Raw genomic sequence first — 20,644 nt, 5'->3', positions numbered from 1 at the left:
TGGGGAACCACTAAAACCCAATTTTATAACCCAAATGAATTTGGTTGTCTGCACTGCGGTCCCAAGACAATACAAGATCTGAACTGTTTGCCCGCCATGATTCCCGTCTAAGGGCGAAAGACAGCGTATGAGCGTCTCTCCATCCCTGTGTTTCTAAGTAAACTGAAAACGTTGTGCTATCTGGAAGCGAAAACGAACCGCTCATGGGAAGATCCAAGTCGTGGGCCGGGCGTAATTGAGAAGCCAACCCCATTCGGTAATTGGGTTGCTGCCACCAGGTGATGAGTTCGTAAGCCCGTGAAGTTACCCGTTGATTAAACACACCAAATTCCAACACGCCCCGCCCGTAGCGCGCAATCGCTTCCACATTAATATTGCGGGTTAGCGAAGTGGCGACACTGAGCTTGTAGTCTTTTTGCCGACAACCATCGAATTTAATTTTATTTTTAGACAGAGAAACGGAGATCCTGTCTGAAACGTCAACTTTCTCACTCAGCCAGCTTTCCGCTTGTTCGCCGATGGACGAGCCGGCGACACATATACTGGGGGCGAACGTCATCGATGCTACAAGTGCAAGACTGTAATATTTCATCACCACATTACCCCCGCTTGTTGCGCTACTCTTCATGATAAACGCCTCTGCAATAATCAGAGTATAGACAACCACGGGAATATGTTGGGTATAAAAATCAATGCACGGGCATCAAATTCAAATTAATTGCATTAAATTGTTCTGTTACCTGAACTCCAGTACGGCAATTTTAGCGCTGCTATATGGTGTGCTCTCCTGGGTAATCCACACTTCACCGTCTTTTGCGTAGCAAACACCTTCCACCTGGGTAAATTCCGGCAGTAGATCTACAGTTTTCACCTGATAATTCGCATCGAGAGTAGCGATAAACGCTTTAAATAAACCGAAGGCATTACTGCGATAGCCTACCAGAACAAATTCCTGATATTGCTCACTCCAATCGGCACCGGTTACTACACCGGGCAAGTTGTCAACAGAAACGGCAGGCGTAAGTACTTGCTTATCTATGTCTGGCGATATGTGGTACACATGTGAACGGCCAGTCTCCCAGCTTTTAGAAAAAATGATGAGGTCCCCATCTCGATATGTCATTGCTTCACCGTCAAAATCGTGGGCATAGGGCTGATTTTGCGCAGGTCGGTTGTTGGCATAGGAAATACTGATGGTCTGTTCAACATCACTGCGCTCAGCGGCAACCCGATAAATATTCAGCGCAGATCGTTTCCCTGCATTGTTGCCTATATCGCCGATAAACAGATTTTCCGCATCACCGGTTATGGTTTCCCAATCGCGATTTGTAGCCGACACTTCTACTCGCCCAGTGGTTTCTCCATTGCGGTTTATCACGAATACTTCGGGCTTATTACCCGAATCATTAATTGTAAATGCCATGTCATCACGGCAGAACAAACCAGATGTTTCTCCCAGTTCCGCATCGAGAGTGCTGACTGAAGAAACTGTAAAACCGTGTTGCGGGACCGCAGAAACAGAACAACCCGTTATTATCCATAGTGGGGTAAGCAAAAATAAAAATCGGCGCACCTTTACGATATTCCTTTAATGTTGATATCAACTCATTGATAGTAAGCCATTCGAACTAACTCTTATAGCATACTTAAGTGTACACAATACAATCAGCGGCTAATCCGCATGATCCATAACACAGTATAAAACAGCAGAACGAGAAAAAAATGCCGTTAGTCACGCTGTTTACGCAGATGACAGCAACAGAAGGAACACACAGTGACAGATCCACTACTCAGCTTAGTTAGCGTTGGACTACTTTCTATTTTTTGCCAGTTTTTGGCTTACAAAATAAGGTTGCCGGCTATTCTACCTCTGCTTATCACGGGTATCATCGTTGGCCCGGTGTTTGGCATGCTCGACGCCGACGCCTTATTTGGCGATCTTCTCTTTCCCATAGTATCCCTGTCGGTTGCAATCATTTTGTTTGAAGGCTCGCTAACACTAAAATTCAGCGATATTGCCGGACACGGCAATATGGTTCGCAATTTGTGTAGTATTGGGGTTTTAGTAACCTGGGTCGTTGCTGCCGTTGCAGCTCACTATAGCCTGGCACTCAGTTGGCAGCTCTCAGCGTTGTTTGGGGCATTGGTAACTGTAACCGGTCCGACGGTTATTGTGCCGATGATCCGTACTGTGCGTCCCAAAACGAACATCGCTAATATTCTTCGTTGGGAAGGCATTGTCATAGACCCCATTGGCGCTCTGTTGGCGGTACTTGTTTACGAGTACATCGTTGCCTCTCAGGACACCGCCTTACTTCACACCCTCATTGCCTTTGGTAAAACCGTTGGTATTGGCACAGTACTTGGCGTCGGATCCGGCTATCTACTCGGGCTGGCACTGCGGAAAAAACTCATCCCACACTACCTGCAAAACACCGCGGTACTAACACTTATACTTGGTGTCTTCGCTATTTCAAACCACGTGGCCCACGAATCCGGCTTACTCGCGGTGACCATTACAGGCATGGTACTGGCCAACATGAAAGATGTTGATGTGGAAGACATTCTGGAATTTAAAGAAACACTTAGTGTGTTACTTATTTCCGGACTCTTCATCATTCTGGCGTCCAGACTCAATCTCAACAGCGTATTCGATGTCGGAGCAGGCGTTATGATTGTGCTTGCAGCAATCATGTTTATCGCCAGGCCTTTATCTGTTCTGGCGTCTTCAATTGGCACCGGTCTCAACTGGCGGGAATTGGCGCTAATCAGTTGGATTGCACCGAGGGGGATAGTAGCAGCGGCAGTATCAGCACTCTTTTCGCTAAAACTGGAACAAATTGGTTACGAGGGCGCAGGCGCCGTTGTTCCCATTGTTTTCATCGTCATTATTGCCACCGTGGTAATACAAAGCCTGTCAGCAAAATACGTTGCCCAGTTTCTCGGAGTCCGTTCACCTCCCCCCAACGGATTTCTCATATTCGGTGGCAGTAAGTTTAGCCGTCTATTGGCAAGTGAACTCGTACAGCACGACATTCCGGTTTGTATTGCCGATACCAACTGGGATGCGGTGAAAGCCTCCCGAATGATGGAAATTCCGTCTTATTTTGGCAACCCAATATCAGATCACGCAGCCAGAACTCTGGACATGGGCACATTCGGTACCGTACTGGTGATGTCACCGTATAAGCAACTCAACCCAATGATTGCTTATCACTTTGAATATACCGTGGGCAAAGACAGGGTCTGGGGGCTCACCAACAATGAACAAACCGCACGTCCGAGTCACCAGGTTGGAACACAGTATGCCAAAACCCTGACCCTTTTCGACGAAGGCGTTACTTATGGTTATTTGGCTTCGGCGGTATCACACGGAGCCAAGGTGAAGACCACGGGTCTGAGTGACGAATTTACCTTTGAGGACTACGTTAAAACCTACAAAGACAGAGCGATACCTCTCATTGCCCTCGACAACAACAACCGTACCCATGCGTTTCTAAATGGAAGGGAGTTGTCACCAAAATCAGGATGGAAGGTAATAGGTTTGGTCATTCCGGACAGCGAAGCGGTATAAGGTAAATTGGCACCCTATCCTCAGACAGGGTGCCTCTCCCTGGAAAACTGTGTAATCAAGCGCTTCCCTCTGTTGTTATTATTGGATGCTTTGTTGTTTGTTTTTTACTTGATTTACACTGTCAGTCTATTAATAGCAATTATACGGCCAACTTTTAATTTTATTTATATTTCAAATAGATAGAATAAAATAGAACAAATAACATACACTCCAATACAACTGAGGCATCCAAATTAGTGCAACTTGTCGTCACGACGCCCGTTTGTGGTGCATCCGGAAGACATCCTCATAATTTCTGCTGTGGTATTGACCGCCCCTCTGTTGGCTTGCAAAACGGCATAACCCGCTTCGCCTGCACTTTTGGCACTTTGTGGATTTTTCAGCCACATATCGCATTGACGAGTTAATGTCTGTTGGTCATGTACTATCACCAAGGCTCCTTTTTCCTGCAGATACTGACAGATAACCGGATTGTTGTACGTATGTGGGCCCATGATAATTGGCAATTGCCGCGCAGCAGGTTCAAGAGCATTGTGTCCGCCACGCTCTGCCAGGCTTCCGCCAACGAAGGCGATATCAGCCAAGCCATAGGCGTGGTTAAGTTTGCCCATTTCGTCAATCAGGAAAACCTGCGTATTCTTATCAACGCACTGACCACTTGAGGAACAAACCAGTTTAATGCCAGTATTAATCAGTAACTGTTTGACGGCATTGAACCGCTCGGGATGTCTTGGAACCAAAATTAACAACAATGAGGGGTATGTCGATTGCAAATGCTGATAACAAGTTAACAATGCCACTTCTTCTCCATCATGAGTACTGCCCCCTATGATCACGGGCCGCGTCCCTTTAGTTAACCCCCACGACACCGGCGGTAGCCCCTCTACATTGGAAGCCTGATCAAATTTTATATTATTAGTGAGTGTTAACTTACGCTCTGCGATACCCAAATAAAGATAGTTGTCGTAATCACGCTTACCTTGAGCGCACACGTGATCTATTTTGTGTAACATGGGAGAAAACAACAAACTGACTTTCTTGTATCGCTTTGCAGACCGGGTTGTCATCCTCGCGTTGGCAACGACAACGGGGATTTGACGACGCCAGCAACTGTGAATTAAATTTGGCCACAATTCGACTTCTGTGATCACAACCATCTTTGGCTTTACCCGTCTCAACATGCCTGCCATGGCCATATGTAAGTCGTAAGGCAGATAAAAGTGATGAACCGCATCCTTAAAAATATCCCGCACCCGAGCCGAACCAGTGGGCGTAGTGGTAGTAATGGTAATCGCCGTATCAGGCTCTTCCCGCATAATCTTCTTTATCAGTACAGACGCTGCAACCACTTCCCCCACAGACACGCAATGAAACAAATAGCCATGTGGTGCTTTAGGCGGCAAGACAAATCCAAATCGCTCAAACCGGCGGCGGTTATACTCACTGTTTCTCTTATTTCCTCGAATAACTAAATTGGCAAAGGCAAAGGGAATTACGAGCGCAAGCAGGAATGAATACAACCACCTAAAGGCATTTTCCGCCAGTGAGGGTTTCCATCCGTCAGTAATGTCTTTCATAAAATGTCTTTTTAACCGTCATCAAAGTGTCGTGTAAATTTGCTTAGATCGCGTTTTATCGTACGAGTACTACACTGGATAATGAAACGCAACGGGACTCAACCAAGGGTGCTATTTGTAAAATTAAGTGCAATTGGTGACATTGTAATGGCCTCAGGCCTACCGTCCAACATAAAAGAAGGGTTAAACGCCGCCGAAGTGTATTGGCTGGTAGAGGCACCTTACGCCGACTTTGTCCGTGCTCATCCGTGTATCGATGGCGTCATCCCCTGGCCGAAACAAATGTGGTCAGATCTCATTAAACAAAGAAAATGGTTGCGTTTGTTTGGTGAGGTTCGCAGCTTCAGAAGACAACTAAAACGTCTTAAAGCCGATGTAGCCATTGACGCCCAGGGACTATTGAAGAGCGCCGTCCTGTGCTGGCTGAGTGGCGCAGGCCGCAGAGTAGGGTTTCGCAGTAAGGAACACAGTCACTGGCTGTTAACGGAGTCTATAGATAAACCTATCTCAGATAACATGAGTTCTGAATACGTATCTATGGGTGAATACCTGGGTGCTTGTGACTATTCTATGCTCTTACCCGCCGAGAAACACGTACAGGCTTTCGTTAATGAGCTTCGTCATCAATATCGTCTAAATCAGATCTTCATTGCGCTGTGCCCTTTTACGACTCGTCCTCAAAAGCACTGGCCTCAATCCCACTGGCAGCGTCTTATCGCACTGGTTCAGGTCAACTGGTCGTTCCCCGTAGTAATACTCGGTGGCCCGGACGACAGCGACGCCGCTGATGAGCTCGCAGTTACTCATGACAACGCTATCAGCCTGGCAGGCAAATTAAGTCTCAGCGCGAGTGGCGCTCTATTGGCTTATGCCAGTGTCGTCATTGGTGTGGACACGGGACTCACACACCTGGCCATTGCGCATCAACGCCCGGTACTGGCACTTTTTGGCTCTACACGCCCGTATACTCAAACCCCAGCCGGAAACGCCACCGTGTTCTACCACTCCTTGCCATGCGCCCCTTGCAAGCGCAAACCATCCTGTGAAGGGGCTTACACATGCATGGCGGCTATTCCCCCGGAACAGGTCGTCGCCTCGTTGAAAAACGCGCTGGATAGGATACCTTCGGTTTGACTATTCACGTACTCCATATTGAACTTGGCCGACACCTCTACGGTGGAGCGAAGCAAGTGGTGTACTTGCTCAATGCACTAAATTCAACTGCCATAACCAGCACCCTCGTGTGCCCCACTGACAGTGACATAGCTAAATTACACCTGCCCCATTGCCGCACTATTCCCGTGCCATATGGTGGCGACATTGACGTGTGTTTTCCTTTGCGGTTAAAAGCTCTAGTTACAAAATACAAACCTGACATCATTCACGTACACAGCCGCAGAGGTGCAGATGTATGGGGAGGCCTTACTTCTATTGTATGTAACATTCCAGCCATCTGTACCCGTCGCGTGGACAACCCGGAAGGGAAAATGGCGCGCTACAAATATCAGTGTTACGATGCAGTCGTCAGTATTTCCCACGGTGTCCAGCGGATAGTGACACCTCACTGTAACAAGCAAATTCAGCAAGTCGTTCATTCAGCCGTTGATACCGCAGACTTCCATCACCGAGCAGACCGCAATTGGTTTAATGCGCAGTTTTCCATCCCCGAAAACTACAAGGTAATAGCCAACTTCGCACAACTGATTCCCCGCAAAGGTCAGGCAGATATTATTCTGGCAATGAAAAACGTATGTAGACGGGTTCCCAATGTAATTTGTTTATTGTTTGGTAAAGGCAAACAGGCAAGTTATTATCAAGCGCTGATAGACAAACATGATCTAGAGCATTGTGTTCGCTTGTGTGGGTTTACCGAGGATGTCCCCAAAATATTGCCAAACATCGATATTTTAGTGCATCCAGCTTACGCCGAAGGTCTGGGCATTATCCTTCTCCAGGCCGGGGCATGTGGCAAACCCGTAATTAGTAGTCCGGTAGGCGGGATCCCAGAGATAATCGAACACGGCAAAACCGGCTGGATGACTACCCCGGGCGACGTTTCCCAATTGGAACACGCCATTGTCCACCTTCTCAGGCAACCTCGCGAAGCAGAAAAACTTGGATCAGCACTCCGCGAACATGTCACTCGTCATTTTACCCCCTCTGCCATGGCTGTTCATTATGAAAGTTTGTATCAGCAACTGCTCAATCAACCCGCCTGTCGGCGATCTTCATAGACTACTACTAAAGTATTAGCTCTATAAATTCCTTTCTTTTTCCTTGTCGGCAAATCTAACAATTATTTTAAAACAACCACAACAATATACAACAAGTGATTGTTTTTAATATAATTTTTATTATGGCACAAATAATGCTTTAGCCGTTTGCACGCTTATTGCGTTCAACAAATCATCTTTAAAAAGGAATCCACAGATGAACTTAAAAAAATTATCAAAATCTGCATTGCGTAAAGCGAGTGTTATAGCAGGACTGACACTCGGAGGCATGTTGTTTGGTGCTGCTTCCTCACAAGCTGCAGCGATTAAAACCGACATTGTTATGATTGTTGATGAGTCTGGCTCTATGGGCGGTGTTCAGGCTAACTTGCGTAACAACATTGGTTTATTTGCCTCTATCCTGTCTGCTGGTGGTATCGATGCACGTTATGCCCTGGTAGGCTACGGTAGAAGTGGCGACCTGATACGCTTGGTCACAGACTTCACCGATCCTGCCGGTTTCGCGACTGCTGCTGCTAACCTGGTAGCCAGCGGTGGTACTGAACCTGCTTATGATGCAACAGCCTATGCCCTAAACTCACTTGCAGCAGAAACCGGTAACCTGACCTACCGTGCTGATGCTGTTAAAAACATGATCCTATACACAGACGAACGTTCAAATGGCGATAGCGAATACGATGAGGTATCGCTTGATGCACTCTTGAAGTCAAATAATTCACTGTTTAATGCTGTGGTATCTAGCGAATTTTATACAGATTTGGTTGATCTTGCAGTAAACAATGGCGGTCAGTTCTTCGACCTTGACTTCCTTAACACGAATGACCAAACAGTCGTTGAAGATTTCGTTCGCCAGTTTGCGCAAGCAAAACTGCAGGAAACTATCGATTTCTGTGTTGCAAACCCTAATGACCCAGCTTGCCAAAATGTACAGGTACCTGCCCCTGCGACATTAGCCTTGTTTGTTCTTGCTGGTCTAGGCTTCGCTAGCCGTCGTAAATTTGCTTAAGCCGTTGTTTGAAACGGGTTCCCTGAACCCGTTTTTACGGGCATAAAAAAACCGCTCAAACGAGCGGTTTTTTTGTCTCTTTCAACGATTACGCTTCCGCGATAACAACCAGTTTAACTGTGGCCATTACTTCAGAATGCAATTGTAGGTCGATGTCGTATTCACCTGTTTCACGCAGCGTGCCTGTAGGCAGTTTAACTTCCGCTTTAGCTACTTCTACGCCAGCTGCAGTAACTGCATCGGCGATGTCGCGTGTACCAATAGAACCGAACAATTTGCCCTCGTCACCAGCTGGGGCAGCAATAGTCACTTCACCCAACTCAGTTACTTTATCAGCACGTGCTTGAGCAGCGGCTAACTGTTCAGCAATTTTTGCTTCCAGTTCTGCACGACGTGCTTCAAACTTTTCGATGTTTGCTTTAGTCGCAGGAACCGCTTTTCCCTGAGGGAAAAGGAAGTTACGTGCAAAACCAGCTTTAACTGTTACCTGATCGCCCAGACCACCAAGGTTAGCGATTTTGTCTAATAAGATGATTTCCATCTAAGTTACTCCTTCGCCAATTACTTGTTGTGTGAATCTGTGTACGGCAACAACGCTAAGAAACGCGCACGTTTGATAGCAGTAGACAGCTGACGCTGATACTTTGCACTGGTACCGGTAATACGACTAGGAACGATTTTACCGCTCTCAGTGATATAGTTTTTCAGTGTAGCAATATCTTTATAATCGATTTGCTCAACACCTTCTGCAGAGAAACGGCAGAACTTACGACGTCTGAAAAAACGAGCCATGATTGATCTCCTTACGCGTTATCTTCAGTGGTTTCGGGTTTCTTTTCTGCGCGCTCAGTGCGAGGTGCAGAATCGTCACGACGCTCACGACGTTCTTCCTTCATCATAGGAGAAGGTTCAGTCACAGCGTTTTTAGTGCGCATAACCAGATTACGCAGGATCACATCGTTAAAGCGGAAAGCATTTTCCAACTCGTCAACAGCTTCTGCAGTTGCTTCAGCGTTGATCAAAACGTAGTGTGCTTTGTGAAGCTTTTCGATTGGGTAAGCCAGTTGACGACGACCCCAGTCTTCCAAGCGATGGATTTGACCACCGTCTTGCTTCAGGATGGTGGTATAACGCTCGATCATACCAGGTACTTGTTCACTCTGATCAGGGTGAACCATAAATACGATTTCGTAATGACGCATTACACGCTCCTTACGGTTGTAGCCTCGACAGTACAGCCAGACTGTATGGAGACAAGGAACTTAAAGTAAGATGGCTGTAAGGGCGCGCATTATATAGATGATCTGAGCACTACACAAGCAAATATACGGGAGGTGCAGATATTAAGGTGAGCCGGGATTAACTCACCACTAATACAGCTACGCCAGTCAGTGCACCTAACGACCAAAAAATCGTACTGCGGCTAATTTTATCTCCCATAATCGCAGCGACCATCAAAGAGAAAATCGCACTGGTGGCGATAAGGGTTTGTACAATACCGGCTTTGGCATTTGCGAAGCCCAACATCTGAAAATACATAGCGAGTACAGTCCCAAGCAGGGTGGCAATGGCAAAAATCCCCCACACTCTGGCTTTGTTTTGTCCTGTCGGGAGCCATTTCTCCCGGCGCACCGCCATAAGTACTACCACAATCACTACACCACCAGCCAGACGCCAACACGTTGCTTCGGCAGCACCAATACTGTAGCTGGTGAGAATATCCCGGCTGATCACTGCCCCAACCGCCTGGCATATTGCTGCAGCCCCCGCATAAAGATAACCCGTTGATGGCATAATATGGGGTGACGTTTTGCGTGTAGATTTTACAACCATATCTACGGATATAATTACCACCGCCACCCCGAGCCATTGTATCCAGTTCAGCCATTCGGCTATCCACATCATGGCAAGCAAGGCTGCAAAAATAGGCGCCAGGGTCTCCGTTACCAAAACTGACTGACTATCACCTATACGCTTTAGTGCCAGGAAAAAGCAAGTGTCACCAATGCCAATACCTATTACACCGCTTAGCAGCAACCAAAGATAAGCCTCGGTTGGGAGATGGGATAAAGGGATAAAGCCAATACAAACCACGCTCAGCAACACCAGGGTGGAGATACCTTTATACAGGTTCATTGACAATGCAGAAAAGCGATTGCCTAGCTGACGAAACAGGCGGGCGGCAACAGCCCAAAAAAGAGCAGTGGTAAGGGCGGCGAGTTCACCGATCATGGCAGCTACTGATGGTTGTGGATTACAAGGGACGGCATGCTATCAAAAACAGCATGCCGTGAGTAGTAACGATTAACCAGATTTAGCCCCTCTTTGGGAAGAGTGGCTACTCGCGAAAATCGGTTAATATATTATCAGCAATCTCGCGCACCCAGATATTTCTGAACGAAACAGGATTGGTGTGATCTTGCAACTGTAATGGGGCACAGCCGTGTGCTTCGTACGTCGGCCCGCCTATCCATTCACTTCTACCCAGTATTTCCGTGTGATTTTGTACCAGTACACCATTTATCAGTACGGTGACATAGCCAGGTTTTACCAATGATCCGTCGGAAAATTCCGGCGCGTTAAAAATAATATCATAAGTTTGCCATTCTCCAGGGGGATGCAGAGGATTAACCAGAGGAATTGACTGTTTATATATACTCCCCGCCTGGCCGTTGGGGTAGGTCTTGTTATTGTAAGAATCTAGAATTTGTACTTCATATCGCTGCTGGAGAAAAATGCCAGAATTATTTCGCTCTTGCCCTTCCATACCCTCTACGTCTGCAGGAGTTTTCCATTCCAGATGCAGTTGGACATCGCAAAAGCTTTGCTTTGAAACGATATCACCTGCACCTGGGGAAACGGTAAACGCGTTTCCGCTCACCTGCCATGTTGCTTTGCCCCCATGAATACTCTCCCAGGCATCAAGGTTGTCACCATCAAACAGCACAATCGCATCTGATGGCGCGCTATTGGGTTTGGCAGTTACCATCGCAGGCACCGGTTCCCATACCTCGGTTTTCTCCGCTTTTTCCTGGGGCGATAGTTCCGTCCCGGCCGCACTCACTGACAAACCGGAAAACAGCAACGCCGTTCCGATTCGATTAAAAGAAAAAATAGTCACGTGTCATTACCCTTATTGCAACTGACGACGGGAATGTGCCCGTCACCGGCAAACGGAATTGCAAGTTTGCCAGCACCGATATCGAATTTCACCCGTTAAGACGTAGCCCAGGCACCCTGCCCTTTTTTATACGGCACATTGCCATCGTAACGGGTTGGGATTGGATCATAGCGAAGTACCTGGGTACCTCCGACCCTGGAAGTAAAAAAGCAAAAGAGAACCAGTTGCTTTATTAATGAGAAGTAATGAGGAACAACGCTAACCTCTTCAGGTCCCCAGGCGTTAGGCCGCGCGGTATCCACTCCTCTCAACCCCTTATCTGAATTGTAGTCACGGGCTTGAGCATCTAATTCTGATAGCAGCGCCAGTTTCTCTTTGTCGCTGAGCAGTAGAAATGCCTTGTTGTACTTTTCTTTTGCCGTCTCATTAAGTTTCACTAAGCCATCGCGAAACGTTTTTTGTAGCGCAGGGGTGTAGCAATCTGCAACGAGCACCGCCATCATACTGCCAACATCAGCATCCTTTGCGCCAGGCGTGTCAGTTCGCGGCAAAATTATCTCACCAATTTCGTTCATATACGCCACATCGTCTTTTGTAAAACCGGTGTTTTTAAGCGGCACGGAGGGAAACTCCACATACGCCATTACATCGCCCATGAAGGCAACACCGGTTGCGGCAGTGATCATTTTCAGTAAGTCACGACGATTCATGTTACAAGTTCCCCTTTTTCAGTTCTTCTACTGCAAAATGAGCTGCTCTGGCCGTCATCGCCATGTAGGTTAAGGACGGGTTCACACACGACGCAGAGGTCATTGCCGCTCCGTCGGTAACAAACACGTTCGGCGCGTCCCACACCTGGTTGTGGCCGTTCAACACAGACGACTTGGGATCCCGCCCCATGCGCGCGGTTCCCATTTCGTGAATACCCATACCAGGCGCGTACTCAGCGTCGTAGCCACGCACATTCTTAAGCCCTGCCGCTTCGAACATGTCAATGGCGTCCTGCTTCATGTCTTGACGCATTTTCAGCTCGTTTTCTTTGATTTCCACATCCATGGCAAGTACCGGCAGCCCCCATTTATCTTTTTTCGTCGGATCGAGGTAAATCCGATTTTCGTGGTAAGGCAACATTTCACCAAAAGCAGTTGCTCCGATATACCACCCACCCGGTTCGGCCATCGCCTCCTTGAGTCCGGCTCCAATGCCAAGTTCAGCGATATCTTTACTCCAACCGCCGCGACCAGCCCCTCCCTGATAGCCAAATCCTCGCAGGTAATCCCGTTGGTCATTCCCCCAGTTTCTGAATCTCGGGATATAGAACCCAGCGGGACGACGCCCCTTGTAATATTTATCGTCGTAGCCTTCAACGGGTGCGCTGGCACCAACCCGAAAATGGTGGTCCATCACATTGTGACCCAGTTCACCACTGCTGCTTCCAAGACCGCCTTCCCATACATCAGTCGCCGAATTCATTAACAACCAGGTGGAGTTGAACGCCGACGCGTTGACGAACACGATTTTGCTGTTGAACACATAAGTTTGGTTGGTTTCCGCATCTATTATCTCCACTCCGGTGGCCCGCTTGGTATCTTTGTTGTATATAATTTCTTTGACAATAGAAAACGGACGCAGCGTCAGGTTACCCGTTGCCATGGCAGCGGGTAGCGTCGAAGACTGAGTAGAGAAATAGCCACCAAACGGACAGCCCAACCAACATTTATTGCGGAACTGGCACCCCACGCGAATATCGTTTATCCCCTGAGTAATGTTGGCTGTTCTGGCGTGAATAATGTTGCGCGTTCCGTTAAAGGCTTTTTTGACCCTTGCCGCCACATCTTTTTCTACAATATTGAGAGGAATGGGTGGCATAAAATGCCCATCCGGCAGCACATCAAGTCCTTCCCGGGTACCACTGATCCCAGCAAATTTTTCTACATAGTCATACCAAGGCGCAAGATCTTCGTAGCGAATAGGCCAGTCTACCGCAATGCCTTCTTTCGCGTTGGCGGTGAAGTCCTCTTCATTCAAACGATAGCTTTGCCGTCCCCACAACAAAGAGCGACCACCCACGTGGTAACCTCGATACCAGTCAAAACGCTTCTTTTCCACGTAGGGGGCGTCTTTTTCATTTGCCCACATACCGAAAGTAGGTTCATTTAGAGGGTAATCTCTGCGCAATACAGGATACCCCGCTTTCATTTCTTGTGTAGCGAGTCCGCGATGCGGATAATCCCAGGACTCTTTGTGCGCATTGACATAGTCTTTCACGTGCTCAATATTCTGTCCGCGCTCAAGCATGAGCACTTTGAGCCCTTTTTCAGTGAGTTCTTTGGCAGCCCAGCCACCACTGATCCCCGATCCCACAACGATCGCATCATACGTATTATTTGCCATGTTTTGTCCCCTTAAACATTTGCGGCAACGCCTATACCTGCTTAGACATCACAAATGCGGACCGCTTGTTTAAGCGATTGTAGTTTGCCTGCCTGATTGTCTGGTGTCGGAATGAATTCCTGGGCCAGATACCCGGTGAAGTTCAAATCCGCTATTGCTTTTGCAATGGCGGGATAATACAACTCCTGAGAATCATCAATCTCATGACGCCCCGGTACGCCGGCCGTGTGAAAGTGGCCAAAGTACTGATGGTTGTCGCGAATGGTGCGAATGATGTCCCCTTCACTGATTTGCATGTGGTAAATGTCGAACAAGAGTTTGAAATTCTCGGAACCGAGCCGACGGCACAGCTCGATACCCCATGGTGAGTTATCGGCCATATAATCCGGATGATCGACTTTGCTGTTAAACAACTCCATCTGTAAAACGACGCCGTGTTTTTCAGCGTGAGGGAGTATTTTCGATAACCCCGCCACGGCATTGTTCAGGCCAGTTTCATTGTCCATGCCGCGCTTATTGCCACTAAAGCAAATAAGATTGGTATAGCCTGCTTCAGCCACTTTCTCGATGTGAGTCAGATAGCGTGGAATAAGCGCCTCGTGGAAGCGAGCATCACACCATCCATCTTCCAAATTGAGTTCAGCGCCATTACACATAGAACAATCAACACCGTGTTTTTTCAGAATATGCCATTCATCTGGGCCCACCAAATCAATAGCGGCGAAGCCGATCTCCTTTATCGCCAGACACAGTGCTTCCAATGACAAATCCGGAAACGTCCAACGTGCGACAGCGTGACGAATGTTCCCTTTCAACACGGTTTTGTTTTGATTGCCATGAGCGCCGGTAGATAGCGACCAAGTGCCGGCCGCAGATAGCCCAATACCTGAGATGGCCAGTCCTTTCAGCATCGTCCGTCGTGAACTACGCATCGGTCGCTCCTTTTTCATTTTTGAAGGCCAGAACAAAAAGCACCAGAACAACTGCAGCAAAGCCGGCAGGGAATAACCAGATACTGGTCCAGTCACTCACCCCCTCAGTTGTGTAGGCATCAGTAATTTTCCCCGCCACCCAAAAGCCTACTAGCATACCAACCCCATATGTCGCCAGAGTGATAAGCCCTTGCGCCGCACTTTTCACTTTCTCTCCCGCTTTGGCGTCGGTGTATATTTGCCCGGAGACAAAGAAGAAGTCATAACAGATACCGTGAAGTGCAATCCCCATAATTAGCATGAACATACCACTGTCGGCGTTGCCATAAGCAAACAACACATAACGGAGGACCCAGGCCAACATACCCAGTACCAGGGTTACCTTTATGCCGAAGCGGTTCAAAAATACCGGTAATGCGAGAATAAATAAGGCTTCAGATACCTGCCCGAGGGTCATTTTTCCCGTAGGGTTTTCCACGCCAATACCCGCCAGAAACGGATTGGCGTTTTGGTAGTAGAAAGCCAGTGGAATACAAATCAGTACAGATGACAGAAAGAAAACCAGAAAACTGCGATCTTTGAGCAAAGACAGGGCATCCAGCCCTAGCATTTCAGTCATGCCGCCCGAACCATCCGCGCCCTTCGGTGGTGTTGGCGGCAATGTGAAGCTGAATATACCTAACAGCACTGACGCTATTGCACACAGCATAAAGGTATTGCGTAACAGGCCTTCACCGATAGCCGTCTGGGAATCCCAGGAAAATACGTAGCTGATAACCAGACCGGCAACAATCCATCCAATGGTGCCCCACACCCGGACCTTGCCAAACTCTTTGGATGGGTCGGACATTTGGTTAAACGAGACGGAATTCACCAACGCCAGAGTAGGCATGTAAGCAATCATGTAGGCAAGTACATAAGGATAAAAAGCCGCAAAATCACCCGCCTGATACATCATGTACATGAGGGCAGCCCCTACCAGATGTAGTATGCCTAAAATGCGTTCTGCATTGAAAAAGCGATCAGCTATCAACCCCACGATAAAAGGAGCTACGATGGCTCCCCAGGACTGGGTAGAGAACGCCATACCCGTTTCGCTACCGGTTGCCCCAAGGTTTTGCCCCAGGTAAGTCCCTAGAGTGACAAACCATCCACCCCAAATAAAAAACTGGAGAAACATCATGATACTCAGGCGCGTTATTATCATTCTTTTTTCCTCTATAAGGTGCCGTGCACCACTGCTTTACTCATCCAGACCAAGAATTCTGCGATTGCGGCTTTCGCTACTGCGGGCACCGGCAAAATCGTCAAATGCAACGGAAGTGGGCTGAATTATGTGTTGTTGGATAAAAGGAGCTCCTTCTGCGGCACCTTGAGCGGGATCCTTCAGGCAGCACTCCCACTCCAAAACTGCCCAACCGGTATAACCGTATTGAGTCAACTTACTGAATATGCTTTTGAAATCGACTTGTCCGTCGCCCAGGGAGCGAAAGCGCCCGGGGCGATCTACCCAATCTTCATATCCACCGTACACACCGCTGCGTCCCGAAGGGTTGAACTCTGCGTCTTTGACGTGAAACATCTTAATGCGGTCGTGATACCTGTCGATGAAATCCAAATAATCCAGTTGTTGTAGAACAAAATGACTGGGATCAAACAGAATGTTCGCTCGGGGGTGGTCGTCTACCGCTTTCAGGAAGCGCTCAAACGTGGCGCCATCATGTAAATCTTCACCGGGATGAATTTCGTAGCAAACATCCACACCGGCGTCGTCAAACACGTCCAAAATGGGTTTCCAGCGCGCCGCTAGCTCTTTGAATCCAGCTTCTACCAAACCGGGTGGACGCTGAGGCCACGGATACACCAGGTGCCACATAAGTGCACCTGAAAAAGTAGCGTGAGCTTTTAACCCTAATCGCTGACTTGCCTTGGCAGCCCATTTGAGTTGCTGCACCGCCCACTCAGTGCGCGCTTTAGGGTTCCCGTGAAGGTGCTCTGGGGCAAAGCTATCAAACAGTTCATCGTATGCGGGATGAACTGCCACCAACTGCCCTTGCAAATGGGTGGATAACTCTGTGATCACCACCCCGGCTCTCTCGCAAACGGCGTTCGCATTGTCGCAATAGGCCTGACTGTTCGCAGCTTGTTCCAAATCGAAAATTTTTGGGTCAGTGGGTACCTGAATACCTTTATAGCCCAAAGAACCCGCCCACTTAGCCATGCCTTCGAGTGAATCAAAAGGCGCATCTTCACCCACAAACTGGGCGAGAAAGATAGCCGGACCTTGAATTGCTGACATGCTTTTTCCTCTTTAAAAAACGTAATTAACGAAACTATTCCGTATCTGCAATGGCGTGCCACTTAACGTCACTACTACCACTTTCCAACATAGTCTGAATGAAAGCCATGCCTCGCAACCCACTGTGCAAACCCGGCACACCCGGCGCTTTGCCTTTGCCTCCAGCTCGTATCGCAGAAGCAAAGTCACTATATAAATTAGCCATTGCTTCAAGGTATCCTTCCGGGTGCCCTGATGGTGTGCGACAACGGCGAGATGCCTCAGGATACAAACCGGGCTGGCCCGCTCCAGCACGATACACAACAAAGGGCGCGCCAAGAGGTCGATAAATCACGGAATTCGGCTCCATTTGATGCCATTCCAACCCACCCTTGTCGCCATACACGCGAATTTTCAGCGCATTTTCTTCACCTGCACATATCTGACTGGCAATCAGTACGCCTTTTGCATTGTTCTCGGTGCGGAAAAACGCGGCGCCATCGTCGTCCAGTCTGCGCCCTTCAACCACAGTATTCATTTCTGCACACAGTGACGTAATCGTTTCGCCAGAAATAAACTCAGCAAGGCCAAAGGCGTGAGTACCAATATCTCCCATACAGCCAGAACCGCCCGACTGCGAAGGATCTGTGCGCCACGAGGCTTGCTTGTTGCCCTGCTCTTCGGGCTCACTCAACCAGCCCTGAGGATATTCCACCAGGATTTTTCGCACGCGGCCTAATTTGCCATCTTCTATCATGGCTTTCGCCTGCCACACCATGGGATACCCCAGATAAGTGTGGGCCAGGCCATAGAATCTGTCTGATTGATTTACCACTGTCGCTAAAGCTTTCGCTTCATCCAGGTTCAATGCCGCAGGTTTCTCACAAAATACGTGAAAGCCCGCTTCAATCGCAGCAATGGTTACAGGCACATGCAAGTGATTGGGCGTTACCACCACCACCACTTCCATACGCATTTCCTCAGGTAACGAGGCTTCGGTGCTGAGCATGTCCTGCCAGGACGCGTAAACGCGGTTATCATCTATTCCAAGACTATCGCCAGTGCGTTGGTTGTTTTCTTTGTCACGACTAAAAGCGCCACAAACAAGCTCATACTGGCCGTCTAACCCGGCTGCATGACGGTGTACAGCGCCAATAAACGCCCCCTCACCTCCGCCAACCATACCCATGCGGATACGCTGCATTTTTGCCATGACTCCTCCCATACATACCGACATTGTTACAAAGTTGTAATTGGTGTAAAAATGTAACGGATTACATTTGATGCTGTCAACGTATTTTCCGACTACATACGAATTCAGTGAGCTAAACCGCTTGTTTAATCTGCAAGCGTGTATATTTTTCGTTTTACATTTGAAAATAACGCTGGATTTTTTACCCGGCATGGGTAATGCTACCGAACAAAATGTAATGCGTTACATCTCGTTATCATTCCTACTATTTGAAGAGATACTGACAACAGCAGGCGCACAAGCAGAAACAGAGAAACAGAAAATGTCTAATATTCGTGAAGTGGCGGACATGGCGGGCGTATCGGTGGCAACCGTATCACGGGCATTGCAGCACCCTGAGCGAGTGTCGCCAAAAACCCGTGACAAAGTGATGACTGCGGTTAAAGAAGTGGGTTACAAACCCAACCTCATGGCGGTAAAATTCCGCTCAGGCAAGACCCACAACCTGGTTGTACTGGTACCCACAATCGCCACTGTATTTTTCGCACGTGTTATCAGTGGTATGCAGGAAGCAGCAGCGGAATTGGGTTATGCGTTGCTGCTGGGCAATACCCTGGGACGGGATGACATAGAAGCGGGTTACGCAAAAATGGTACAAACCTCCCAAGCTGACGGGTTAATTCAACTTCGGGCGAAAAACCCCTTCGACCACGAAGATATTGAACACGGCGTTTTATTGCCCATGGTTAATGCCTGTGAGGTATTGGACTCCTCGTTATTTCCCACGGTTGTACTGGATAACCGAGCCGCAGCGCGGGCAATGACATCTCATCTTTTGTCCCTCGGGCATACTCGCATCGCCCTGATAAAAGGCCCTGCAGAAAGCCCCCTCACCCGTGACAGATTAAGCGGTTACCGAGACGCATTGGAAAACGCAGGTCTTGAATTCGACCCACACTTGCTGTTTCCGGGTGACTTTACCTTGCAAGCAGGCCTTGCCGCTTCCCAGCGCATTTTGGCCCTCGACGACAGACCTACCGCCGTGTTTTGTGAAAACGATGAAACCGCCATCGGTGCGGTGCAGGGCTTTAAAGCAGCCGGACTTAGTATTCCCGATGATATTTCTGTTGCCGGTTTCGATAATATTGATTTTGCCGCCTATTGTGACCCGCCGTTAACGACCATTGCGCAACCCGCAGAAGCCTTCGGTCGCACCGCTGTTAATTTATTGATAGACGTACTGGAGGGCAAAATAAAAAAAGCCCCTCGGGTCATCATGCCCTTTGAGCTTGTTTTAAGAAAAAGCACCGGAAAAGCGCCCAGCGCTCCAATTCAGGCTATTCAGGCAAGGTGTGAAAGCTCGGTTGATACCACGCAAATAAAATCAGGAGAGAATCATGTCTGAGCATAATAAAACGCTAAATTCACTTGTTGCCAAAACGTGGGGCAGTAAATTAAGCCGCCGTCAATTCACCAAGCTTGGAGCCATATCATTAAGCATGATGGCCGCACCAAACCTGGCATTAGCTCAAGCCAAACCCGAATTACGAGTAGGGTTGCAGTTGTATACACTCAGAGAAATGATGGCTGTGAGTGTTCCCGCAGTACTAAAGCTGGTGGCTGCGGTAGGTTATAGAGAGCTGGAATTTGCCGGTTATTTTGGCCATTCACCCAAAACTATTCGCAAGATTATGGAAGGTGAAGGCCTGTCTGCACCGTCAGTACACATACCCTTGGACACATTCAGAAAAGAGGGGATCAACAAAATCATAGAAACGGCCCAGGAAGTGGGTCATAAATACGTTGTCATTCCCTACTTAACTGAAGAACAACGAGGCACCACGATAGATGTATATAAACGCCTCGCAGAAGAGTGTAATACCTGGGGAGAAGCATGCAGGAACCAAGGTCTGGTATTGGCGTATCACAACCACGACTTCGAATTTATGACCACCGGTGGTGTGGAGCCTTATGATGTACTGCTCAACGACGTAGAAGCACAAAATATGGCAATGGAACTGGATTTGTACTGGGCGGTTAAGGCAGGGAAAGATCCATTGGCTTATTTCGCCAAATACCCGGGCCGTTTTAAACTCTGGCATGTTAAAGATATGGACAAAGCCGGTCATTTTGCCGATGTCGGCACGGGAACAATTAATTTTGACGCTATCTTTGCAAAGTCGAAGCAAGCAGGCGTTGCACATCGCTTTGTTGAGCGCGACAAAACGGATGACAAGCTTAAAACCATCCAGCAAGGATATAAAGCCGTGTATTCTTTAATGGCTAAAGCGTAAATCGCCACCAGCTGGGACAAATACCCCGCTTCATAGCGGGGT

General features: G+C 48.2%; 19 protein-coding genes and 1 pseudogene. 6 read left to right on the top strand and 14 right to left on the bottom strand.

Going from position 1 to position 20,644, the window contains the following annotated elements; genetic code table 11:
* Positions 1-10: 10 nt before the first annotated feature.
* Positions 11-628, bottom strand: coding sequence for a hypothetical protein (locus KO518_RS02890; RefSeq protein WP_216024288.1), 618 nt, complete (start codon positions 626-628; stop codon positions 11-13).
* Positions 629-736: 108 nt separating this feature from the next.
* Entirely contained in the window at positions 737-1,573 is an 837-nt protein-coding gene (locus KO518_RS02885) for a hypothetical protein (protein ID WP_216024287.1), read from the bottom strand.
* Positions 1,574-1,774: 201 nt separating this feature from the next.
* Here KO518_RS02885 and KO518_RS02880 point away from each other — a divergent pair, with 201 nt between their 5' ends.
* On the top strand, positions 1,775-3,574 hold the full coding sequence (locus tag KO518_RS02880) for a sodium:proton antiporter (protein WP_216024286.1): 1,800 nt from the start codon (positions 1,775-1,777) through the stop codon (positions 3,572-3,574).
* Positions 3,575-3,807: 233 nt separating this feature from the next.
* Here the strand turns inward: KO518_RS02880 and waaA are convergent, their stop codons facing one another.
* Entirely contained in the window at positions 3,808-5,151 is a 1,344-nt protein-coding gene (waaA, locus tag KO518_RS02875; protein WP_216024285.1) for a lipid IV(A) 3-deoxy-D-manno-octulosonic acid transferase, read from the bottom strand.
* Positions 5,152-5,259: 108 nt separating this feature from the next.
* Between waaA and KO518_RS02870 the strand changes: the two genes are divergently transcribed.
* The 3 genes from KO518_RS02870 to KO518_RS02860 all read left to right on the top strand — a co-directional run bounded on the left by KO518_RS02870 (position 5,260) and on the right by KO518_RS02860 (position 8,391).
* Positions 5,260-6,285, top strand: coding sequence for a glycosyltransferase family 9 protein (locus KO518_RS02870; protein ID WP_371742223.1), 1,026 nt, complete (start codon positions 5,260-5,262; stop codon positions 6,283-6,285).
* Positions 6,282-7,385, top strand: coding sequence for a glycosyltransferase family 4 protein (locus tag KO518_RS02865; RefSeq protein ID WP_216024283.1), 1,104 nt, complete (start codon positions 6,282-6,284; stop codon positions 7,383-7,385). The genes KO518_RS02870 and KO518_RS02865 overlap by 4 nt, the downstream gene beginning before the upstream one ends.
* Before the next feature lie 196 nt (positions 7,386-7,581).
* Positions 7,582-8,391: a VWA domain-containing protein gene (locus tag KO518_RS02860; RefSeq protein WP_216024282.1), complete on the top strand. Its 810-nt coding sequence runs from the start codon at positions 7,582-7,584 to the stop codon at positions 8,389-8,391.
* 88 nt (positions 8,392-8,479) lie between these two features.
* Here the strand turns inward: KO518_RS02860 and rplI are convergent, their stop codons facing one another.
* From rplI to KO518_RS02805, 11 genes are all read right to left on the bottom strand, one after another.
* Complete coding sequence (rplI, locus tag KO518_RS02855; protein WP_216024281.1) at positions 8,480-8,932, bottom strand: 50S ribosomal protein L9; 453 nt, start codon at positions 8,930-8,932, stop codon at positions 8,480-8,482.
* Between the two features lie 20 nt (positions 8,933-8,952).
* Entirely contained in the window at positions 8,953-9,183 is a 231-nt protein-coding gene (rpsR, locus tag KO518_RS02850) for a 30S ribosomal protein S18 (protein WP_070126454.1), read from the bottom strand.
* 11 nt (positions 9,184-9,194) lie between these two features.
* Positions 9,195-9,593: a 30S ribosomal protein S6 gene (gene rpsF / locus KO518_RS02845; protein ID WP_216024280.1), complete on the bottom strand. Its 399-nt coding sequence runs from the start codon at positions 9,591-9,593 to the stop codon at positions 9,195-9,197.
* Positions 9,594-9,750: 157 nt separating this feature from the next.
* Positions 9,751-10,623, bottom strand: coding sequence for a DMT family transporter (locus KO518_RS02840; RefSeq protein ID WP_252735757.1), 873 nt, complete (start codon positions 10,621-10,623; stop codon positions 9,751-9,753).
* 106 nt (positions 10,624-10,729) lie between these two features.
* Positions 10,730-11,476, bottom strand: coding sequence for a DUF1080 domain-containing protein (locus KO518_RS02835; protein WP_252735850.1), 747 nt, complete (start codon positions 11,474-11,476; stop codon positions 10,730-10,732).
* Between the two features lie 131 nt (positions 11,477-11,607).
* On the bottom strand, positions 11,608-12,222 hold the full coding sequence (locus tag KO518_RS02830) for a gluconate 2-dehydrogenase subunit 3 family protein (protein WP_216024279.1): 615 nt from the start codon (positions 12,220-12,222) through the stop codon (positions 11,608-11,610).
* A gap of 1 nt (position 12,223) precedes the next feature.
* Positions 12,224-13,906, bottom strand: a complete 1,683-nt coding sequence (locus KO518_RS02825; protein ID WP_216024278.1) for a GMC oxidoreductase — start codon at positions 13,904-13,906, stop codon at positions 12,224-12,226.
* 41 nt (positions 13,907-13,947) lie between these two features.
* Positions 13,948-14,838, bottom strand: coding sequence for a hydroxypyruvate isomerase family protein (locus KO518_RS02820; RefSeq protein ID WP_216024277.1), 891 nt, complete (start codon positions 14,836-14,838; stop codon positions 13,948-13,950).
* Complete coding sequence (locus tag KO518_RS02815; RefSeq protein ID WP_216024276.1) at positions 14,831-16,045, bottom strand: nucleoside permease; 1,215 nt, start codon at positions 16,043-16,045, stop codon at positions 14,831-14,833. The genes KO518_RS02820 and KO518_RS02815 overlap by 8 nt, the downstream gene beginning before the upstream one ends.
* Positions 16,046-16,081: 36 nt before the next feature.
* Positions 16,082-17,137 carry a sugar phosphate isomerase/epimerase gene (locus tag KO518_RS02810; protein ID WP_216024275.1) on the bottom strand — a complete coding sequence of 352 codons (1,056 nt, stop codon included), beginning with the start codon at positions 17,135-17,137 and terminating at the stop codon, positions 16,082-16,084.
* A gap of 34 nt (positions 17,138-17,171) precedes the next feature.
* Positions 17,172-18,320, bottom strand: a complete 1,149-nt coding sequence (locus tag KO518_RS02805; protein ID WP_216024410.1) for a Gfo/Idh/MocA family protein — start codon at positions 18,318-18,320, stop codon at positions 17,172-17,174.
* 310 nt (positions 18,321-18,630) lie between these two features.
* Between KO518_RS02805 and KO518_RS02800 the strand changes: the two are divergent.
* Together KO518_RS02800 and KO518_RS02795 are read left to right on the top strand one after the other, a co-directional pair.
* Positions 18,631-19,626: pseudogene (locus KO518_RS02800) on the top strand (LacI family DNA-binding transcriptional regulator); the annotation flags it as partial.
* 79 nt (positions 19,627-19,705) lie between these two features.
* Positions 19,706-20,602 (top strand): sugar phosphate isomerase/epimerase, encoded by an 897-nt coding sequence (locus tag KO518_RS02795; RefSeq protein ID WP_216024274.1) that lies wholly within the window; start codon positions 19,706-19,708, stop codon positions 20,600-20,602.
* The last annotated feature ends 42 nt before the right edge of the window (positions 20,603-20,644 follow it).

The organism is Aestuariibacter sp. A3R04 (assembly GCF_018860805.1).
In the GTDB taxonomy this organism is placed as follows: domain Bacteria; phylum Pseudomonadota; class Gammaproteobacteria; order Enterobacterales; family Alteromonadaceae; genus Alteromonas.
Note: the sequence above shows the minus strand (reverse complement) of the source record. Positions and strands in the feature narration are given on the sequence as shown.